Here is an 8,468-nt window from a genome sequence, read left to right on the forward strand (position 1 = left end):
CATTCGCTCGCTGCGCCCGAATATCCGCACCTTCGCCGGGAACGGCGTCATCGGCATCTTCGAGCAGGGCTGCTACAACACCACCGGCGGGTCGTTCGCCGAGTTGAAGGCGTACCTCATGGCGCGCTTCCTGTGGAACCAGGACTACGATTACGAGACCGCGCTGACGGAGTATCTCGAGGGCGTCTATGGACCGGCTGCGCCCGCCGTCCGCCGCTACGTGGATCTGTTGACCGGCAATGCGGCCGAGAAGAACCTGCACGCGCACATCTTCGACCGCACCGACATGCCCTATCTCGAGCCGGAAATCATAGACCAAGCCGACGAGATCCTCGATGAGGCGGAACGCCTGGCGGCGGGCAACGAGCAGGCGCTGCACCAGGTGCGTCTGGTGCGCCGGCAGACAATGTACGTACGGCTCAACCGCGCGGGCAAGTCGGAGTGGTCGTTCGTTGGTGACACGTATGCGCCCGGACCGTCCCCCGTGCCACCGGGGATGCTGGATGAGTTCGTCGAGCTGAGCAAGAGCATCGGTGTTACGGGTATTGCTGAACGCGGGGGCTGGGACTCATTCGTCGCGTCACATCGCACCGGCGCCGCGCCGCTGCCGGTGGTGACCATCGGCAACGACGCGCTGGCCCTGCGCTTCGTGCCCGCCCTCGGCGGGCGGCTGGTGAGCATGGTGGATAACGAGACCGGCCTAGAACTCATGGCCCCGCCCGACCTGCGCGTGGATGCGTACCCCGCTTCCGGCGGATACTACGACGGCATCGGCACGAGCACGATGGAGCCGGGCGAGCAGGGCGCCTACGAAGCCGAGAGAAGCGTGACCGCGTCAGGCGAGCAGGTGACGCTGACGCGCGACCTCGGCAACGGCCTGCGGCTGGAGCGCACCATACTGGTGGCGCCGGGCGACGAGCGCAGCGTCATGGTGACCAGCCGCCTCGTCAACGCGGGGTCCGCCCCGCAGCGGGCCGTGCTTCAGGTGCACCCAGAAGTCCGCGTCGGCGAGTTCGAGGACTGCCGTCTGGTCGCGACGCTGGCGGACGGCGCGCGGATTGACGATCCCTTCACCGATCACCCCGAGGGCCGGTGGTGGTCTCACGACCTGTCCGGCGATAAGCTCCCCGACGGCGCGTGGCGACTGGTCAACGACAAGCTCGGCGTGGAGCTGGGGATCCGGTTCAACGCGGACGAGGTCGCGCGCGTACTGGCGGAGCCGTGCGGCGACTGCCGCGAGGTGGAACTGACGCTGTTCAGCGCAGAGCGCGAGCTTGCCCCGGGGGAGGCGATCAGCATTAAGCACAGGTGGTACGTGCGGGACAGGTAACCGCTGAGCGCGCCGGAGCGGACGTGTCCGCCTTGGACGGACCGCGTAGATCGCAACATTGGGTCTGGCGTAGGTGCAGGCCGGAGAGGGGGTGGACGACGGCGAGAGCCGCCCGGATCTGAATCCGGCGCGACCATGAGGAGCACGAGCAATGCCTCTCATCATCTTCGAAGGGCCTGACATGGATGCGGACAAGAAGCGTGAGTTGGTGCGTTCGTTTTCAGACGCCACCGAGCGCGTGACCGGGATAAGTAGGGAGCATGTCACGGTCGTGATTCATCCGAACGACCGGGATAACGTCGGTGTCGGGGGAGAACTCCTTTCCGACCGGATGGCGCGGGAATCGGGATAGGAGCCCGATACCGTCGTCGAATCCTGCGCTGGAGGCGATCGAGGTGTCCAGGAAAGATACCCGCCGCGGAAGTCTCTTCGCGTTTGCGGCGAAGGTCGTGCTCGTCGCGATCGTCGCTGCCGTCGCCGTCTATCTGCTCCTGCTCGTTGAGTTGCAGCGCGCGCGCGACGCGCGGTTGGAGAAGCTCTACGCGGCGGGCGTGCCGCGGAGGTGGGAGGACGTCGCCCCGCCGCCCGTGCCGGACGAAGAGAACGCTGCAATCCTCTACCTCCAGGCGTTCGACACTCTCGAGCTCCCCCGTGATGACGATCTGCTCCTCAGCGATCTCTTGCGCCCCGACGTGCTTGATCAGCGCGGGGATCTTCGCGTACAGGCCCGGCAAATCCTGGCCCGCAACGCAGCGGCTCTGAGGCTGTTGAAGCAAGCTGCCGCGAAGCCGCGATGCCGGTTCCCGCTGGACTGGCACCTCGATCCCAATCAGGTGGTATTTCCTCAGTTTCGCGACCTGAGGGCGTGCGTGCGACTTCTGGCGGCAGACGCTGTGATCGCGGCTGAGCGAGGCGATGCCGACTATGCCGTTGCGTCGTGCCGGGCCGGCGTGAAGATGTCCGAGCACGTGTCGCGCGAACCGCTACTGATCGGCTTTCTCACGAGCGTCAGTGTACTCGCGACCGCCGTGCGCAGCTTCCCTTACGTGCTGGAACGGTCAAGTTTCGATGAGAGTACCTGTCGCGCGCTGTTCAAAGACCTTGCCGATATCGAGTGCGTCGATTCTCTCCAAAAAGCGATGGCTGTGAACGCATGCGAGGCGCTTTGGAGCTTTGAGGCGGCGCGCAATCAGCCCGGCAAGATACGAGAGTTATTCGGCGAGGCGTCGGGCATTGTTGATTCAACGTTCGGCCGCGCTCTGTTTAGTCTCTACCTCAGTCCAGGTAACCTGATGCGCCTCAGGGAGGAGTTCGACTATGCTGGCTTCCTTGAGGCTGCCCTCCATGCCACGGCCCAGCCATATCGCCTTGGATCTCATGCGCGACTCGACGCGGAAAGCAGAATCGAGCGCATGCCTCGCTACTTCCTGATTGCCCGGACGCTTGGGTTCGTGCCGACGTTCGCCGTCAGGAGTCGCGACGAAGCCTTGGCACGGCGTAACGCCATGCAGGTGGCGCTCGCGCTCGAAGCCTATCACACCAAGCACGGCGCGTACCCCGACTCGCTCGACGCGCTACGCAGCTACCCGGGGTGGGACTTGCCAAAGGACCCCTTCAGCGGCAAGCCATTTGCCTATCGGCGGAAAGGAGCGGGCTTCGTGCTCTATAGCTGGGGCGTGGATCTCGATGACGACGCCGGCCGGCCTTACGATTCACAAACCCGCGACGGCGACATGGTGTGGGAGTTCGAGAGGTGAGAACTCAGTGCGCTGACACTGGCTCATCGCGTGAAAGGCAGGGGGGCCTTGCGCGACAGTAACACGCATTCCAAACCGCCCGGTCGCGGCCCGATAATCCCGTTTGCGCTCAGGGTTGCGCTGGTCGTGATCGTCGTGGTTGTGGCGGTGTATCTGCTCCTGCTCGTGGAACTCCAGCGCGCGCTGAAGCCGCGACTGGAGCGGCTGCATGCGCTCGGCGTCCCGCAGACGTGGGCCGAGCTCGTCCCTCCGCCCATTCCCGACGACGAGAATGCGGCAATCCTGTACGAGCAGGCATTCGCCCAGCTTAATCTCCAACAAGGCCGCCAGGCCATCTGGGATTACGTCGCCGATCAGGGCCCGGGACGCGCGAGCCTGCGGGCGCAAGTCGAGTTTATCCTGACGAGCAATGAGGCCGCCCTCGACCTCGTGAAGGAAGGCGCCGCACGGCCCCGGTGTCGGTTCGCGCAGGACTGGGCTGAATCGCCTTATGCCCAGTGGAGCAACTCGCCCCATCTTCCAGCTCTCATGACTTTGAGGCAATCTGCGCGACTCCTCGCCGCCGAGAGTCTTCTGGCTGCCGACGGGGGTGATGCGGAACGCGCGTTCGACTCTCTCCGCGCCGGGCTGGGGCTGTCTGCGCACGCGTTGTCCCGACCTCCACTCATTGGATACGCCTCCGGCATCGCCTGCGAGGCGATCACGCTCAACGCTCTACCCGACGTGCTGGAGGGGATCGACCTGAGTGCCGACGACTGCCGGCTACTGTATGATGGCCTGGAGCGCTTGGATCTCGATGATACGTTCCGCGATGTCCTCATCGGTGATGCGTTTGAGGCCCTCTGGCTCTTCGAGGTAACCGATAACGAGCCCGCGAAGGCGCGAGAGATGCTCCTGGGGGAAATGCGAGTCTACGAGGTTCCTTCAGGCATGAAGATGCGCGCCTTCTCGTTTCGGTTGCGGCTTTACACAAGCAGCTTGACCAGACTTCCGCGACTCGGGGAGGAAATCGCGTACTGCGACGCCGCCGAACAGGCCTTCGCGCTTGCGAAGGCGGAGGGCCCGGAGGCCGTCGTCAAGTGGCAGGCCTTGCATGACAGGCTCAGTGCGACGCCGTCCTATCATCTCATTACGCGAGGGCACGCGCCCTCGGCACGGGTGGGCATGGCTCGGTACCGCGCAGTGACATTGCGCAATGCGATGCAAGTTGCCCTCGCCCTAGAGGCGTACCACACCGAGCACGGCGCGTACCCCGACTCGTTCGACGCGCTGCGCGATTACCCGGGGTGGCCGCTGCCGAAGGACCCGTACAGCGGCAAGGACTTTGCGTACAGCAGGAAGAGCGATGGCTGCGTCCTCTACAGTTGGAGCGAGGACCTCGATGACGACGGCGGCCGCGCGTTCCTGAGCCACGGCCTCGACGGCGACTGGGTGTGGGAATTCGAGCGATAGCGCAGATCGGTGGCGCAAACCTGCGCCACCGATCATGAGCAATGCGGGTCAGCCTTGTCCTCACCACACCGCGCTTGCGAGCGGCGCGGACTCGCGGTCCGCGATGAACTCCTCGAACTTGTCCCAGTACCCGTCGAAGTTGTAGATCACGAACTCGGCCGTCACCGGCCCGCCGCGCGGCTGAGCGAAGACCTCGATATCGCAGTGCTTCGCCGCGCCCGGCTGCTCGAACTTGCGCTCGGGGTAGAAGCCCTGACGGAAGCCGGAAATCGCGTCAGGCGTCGTGGGGATGATGGCGAGCGCGTCCCGGACGTTGTTCGCGTCCACCATGTACGCTACCCACGCTGGCGGCACCCATGGGCCGTGGCACTCCTTCCAACCGAAGTGATCCGATTCCATCTCCGGTTTCCAACCGCTCGCCTCGCCCAGGGTGGTGAAGCCGGGGTAGATGCGCCGCAGGTCGTTGCGCGCGAGATGGCTATTGAGGAACGTGACCGTCGCGTGGCGCGGCAGTTCCTTGGGCACGACGGTGACCGACAGCTCGACGTAGGGTTGATACGCGCGCAGGCGCCACACCTGCGCCACGGCGATCTGGTCGTCCTCCCAGGTCGCCTCCACCCGCGCGCCCCACCGATCCGAATCGAGCACTCGCACTGCCCCGCGCGAGGAACGCTGCGAAACGGTATCGTCACCAACCCGGTATTCGGCGGCGAAAGACCCTGCGCCGTAGTCAACGCCGTCATCCAGGGTCACCAATGATCGCAGCGCCCCACCGATGCTTTCGTCCCACACGAGCCGCAGATAGGAGTTCTCCATCGTGACCGTGCCGGCGGTCGCGTCGTGCGTCACCTGGAGATCGGTTGGGGCTTCGAACTGCCCGAGCCGAACCGAGAGCGCTTTCGTCTCTCCGGGCCCAAGATCAACAAACACTGACGCCCCGCCCACATTGGTGAATGCCACCGGCTTATCGCCGTCGTACACACCCATCCCGCTCGCCAGCGGCACGGGCAGTTCGGCCCAGGCGCCAAGCCGCTCACTGCTCGTCGGATTGCTGACGACGATGACCGGCCCTTGCTCCTTGGGCGGCAGTTCGCCGATGACGATGCTGGCCTCTGTCGCAACTTCCCTACTCTCACGGCGATAGGAGATGCTGATAGCCTGCGCGCCTTGCAGGGGCTTGACGTCAACATACGCCTGGCCCGTCGCGCCCGGGGCAATGACGCCGGCCCGCGCGGTTTGCCCGTTCACGGTGACGGAGACGTCCCGGGCCGGCGCCTCGCCGACGTTCCTCAATTCGACGGCCACCTGTGCCCCTTCGGCAGGTACGTGGAAGCAGGCCGTGGCCAGCTCCAGGTCAGCCGGGCGCAGCGCCTGGGCGAAATGCCACGAGGTCACGCGCCCCTCGCCGTAGTCCACCTTGAGCCGTATCGTCCGCCGTCCCCAGTCCCAGAAATCGCCGGTGCGCAGGTTGAGCTTCACGCGACCTTTGCCTTGCGGCGCCAGGCTGAACTGTGCCGCCTTGCAGGTGAGCGACGGCGGCCCTTCGATCCACACTCTACCGGCGAGCTTGCGATCCACCGCGTTCTTCAACTCCACCCACACCTCGTACGCGCCGTCGGGCGCCATGCGCAGCTCCGGCAGTTCCGCCGACAGCGGCGCACGCACGATCTCGTACAGGCCGTAGTATTGCACGCGGTCGCGCAACAGCGGATCGCCGGACATCGTCGTGCCTTCGCGAGCAGCCGGTGGCCGCCCGTCGGCGTCCAGGCGCCGGACGCGAACGAGCGGTTTGTCGCGCAGGGCCGGCAGGCGCAATGAGAACTCCGCGACCTCGCCGTCCCCGCGCGCGTTGCTCACCGCGACGAGCATCGCGTCGTCGCACGGCAGCGTCGTCAGCAGCATGCCCTCGGGCAGATCAAGGTCCGGCGTCGGCAGGTGCCCCCAGTTGCGCAGGACCGCGCGCATCAGCCCCGCGGTGACGAACGTCCCGCTGACCCCGTTGTCGTACAGCACCTGGTTATGTCCCAGTCGCGACACGATGTATTTCGGCGAGCCGTCGGAATACGTCGCGACCACTTCCGCGTCGCGCACCTCCAGCCGGTCGCGCCCGCCCAGGATGGGGATCGTCATCTGCGCGCCCTGCATCTCCCCGAAGACGTCGCCGCTCAATACGATATCGTCCGTCGCGGGTGACACCACCGGCTCGTCCTGCTCGTGGCCCTTGACGGCGATGTCCACGACGTCCACGGCGATACCCAACGTCGAGGTGTCGCCCGCTCCCTTCACCTCGGCCGGTATCCACAATGCATTGTGGTGGAAGTCGAGATGGCTCTCCTGCCGCCGGCCCACAGCCGACGCCGGCACGTCGAAGACGAGTTCGTGGGCGCCGCCGCTCTGGTCGAACCGCCCCACTTCGGTGTCGTTGACGTACACCGTGCCGCTGCAGGGGTAGTGCCACTCCGCGATGATGCGCAGCATGTGGTCCTGGTTCGGCACTGTGGGCAGGAGCATCGTTGACCACTCGTTGTTGCTCCAGCGGATGGTGCGGTTGGAGCCGTAGCCGGGCGCGTCGGGTCGCAGTTCGCCCCAGTCCTCGCGGCCGCGCCAGCCGCCGCCGATGTACTCCTCGTCGGCGGGCGTACCGACGTCAATGAGAGTGCGATTCGGCAGCGTCTCGGCGTCCGCGGGGCCGAGGACGGAGAAGCCGAGCAATTCGCCCCAACGCGGCGCGCGGGTAAGGAAGAGCTTGCGGCCGTGGCTGGTCGTGATCCAGTCGCGCAGCACGTTCATCACCGGGCGGTCGTCCGCATTAAACCCGAGCCCGACGCCGCACGTCGGCGCGATGATCACGCGGTACCCGTCGAGTTGCTCCGCCGTCACGAGGTGCTCCGGTAGCAGGTCGAACGGCACGTCGAGCTGCCGCAGCGCCCGGACGATGCCGAGCAGATCATCCGCCGGCTTGCGGTAGTAGAACGGCGCCCACTCGTTGAAGATGACGCACAGGCGCGAGTTGAGGTCGCGCTCGCGGGTCGCGGCCATGCATTCCGCAAGCACGCTGGAGTACAGCTCGTTCTTCTCCACCCAGTACTTGCCGTACTCGAACGACGGCTCGATATTCGAGCCCTCCCAGAACTCGTTCCACGAGGGATGCTGCACCTTGTCGGTGTGATGCAGCAGCGCGTTGACCCACCAGCGCTCGAACTTGAATGGGTCGGCCGGGTAGATAAAGCCCGGCACGCGGTGCACGCTGTCGTTGTAGCGCGCCTTGATGTGGTCGAAGAACAGGCCGCCGGAGTGCTGCGCCGCGCGCGCGTAGGCGAAGCGGTGGATCTCGCGTTCCTCGGGCTCGCCCATGTCGTTGTACGTGTGCACGCCGCCGAGGATACGCGTGACCGCCGAGTAGCCGGCGACGCTCGGCATGAAGCGCCCGACGTCGGCACAGATCGCAGCCCCGGGTATCCCCGAGCGCTCGCGCAGAATTCGTTCGACCTCCGCCCACTGGCGTTCCATCAGGCGTGTGGCATAGAGCACCGATTCCGCGCGCTGCCAGCCAGGGATGTCGTCGGGCAGGTGCTCGACGGCGGCGAAGTCGGCGAAGTTCGCGCCCCATCTCTCGTTGAGTGCCGCGATGTCACCGTACTTGCCGCGGAGGTAGTCGCGGAAGCCCTCGCTGTCGGTCGGCAGCTCCGGCCTGCCGCAGCGGCCGTAGATGACCACGTACGGCTTGCCGTCAACCGTCGCCCACAGATGCGGATAGCGCGCGTAGTAGCGCTCGAAGGGATGGGAGAACATCGTCCCCGGGGCGGCATTGGCGACGAGGTCGTCGTAGTCGAAGTCGAGTTCGACATAGGCGGTGAGCCAGATGTTGTAGCCTTCCCCGCGCAGGTCGTCGGCGGCGCGGGCGATGGTGTCAACGATTCGGTCCTGTC

At 65.8% G+C, this 8,468-nt stretch carries 5 protein-coding genes; 4 read left to right on the plus strand and 1 reads right to left on the minus strand.

Going from position 1 to position 8,468, the window contains the following annotated elements:
• The 4 genes from JSV65_16260 to JSV65_16275 form a co-directional block, all read left to right on the plus strand.
• On the plus strand, positions 1-1,330 hold a 1,330-nt coding region (locus JSV65_16260; GenBank protein ID UCH34085.1), incomplete at its 5' end, for a DUF4838 domain-containing protein.
• Between the two features lie 151 nt (positions 1,331-1,481).
• On the plus strand, positions 1,482-1,682 hold the full coding sequence (locus tag JSV65_16265) for a tautomerase family protein (protein ID UCH34086.1): 201 nt from the start codon (positions 1,482-1,484) through the stop codon (positions 1,680-1,682).
• Positions 1,683-1,725: 43 nt separating this feature from the next.
• On the plus strand, positions 1,726-3,087 hold the full coding sequence (locus JSV65_16270) for a hypothetical protein (protein UCH34087.1): 1,362 nt from the start codon (positions 1,726-1,728) through the stop codon (positions 3,085-3,087).
• Between the two features lie 48 nt (positions 3,088-3,135).
• Positions 3,136-4,539 carry a hypothetical protein gene (locus JSV65_16275; GenBank protein ID UCH34088.1) on the plus strand — a complete coding sequence of 468 codons (1,404 nt, stop codon included), beginning with the start codon at positions 3,136-3,138 and terminating at the stop codon, positions 4,537-4,539.
• Positions 4,540-4,599: 60 nt separating this feature from the next.
• On the opposite strand, the gene JSV65_16280 is transcribed toward JSV65_16275, so the two are convergent.
• The coding region (locus JSV65_16280; protein ID UCH34089.1) for a hypothetical protein at positions 4,600-8,468 on the minus strand (3,869 nt) is incomplete at its 5' end.

The sequence above is a fragment of the Armatimonadota bacterium genome, from assembly GCA_020354555.1.
Taxonomy (GTDB): Bacteria; Armatimonadota; Hebobacteria.

Bases quoted from the DNA above. Each gene is read 5' to 3' on its own strand.
- JSV65_16265 (UCH34086.1), top strand. From the start codon at position 1,482: ATGCCTCTCATCATCTTCGAAGGGCCTGACATGGATGCGGACAAGAAG.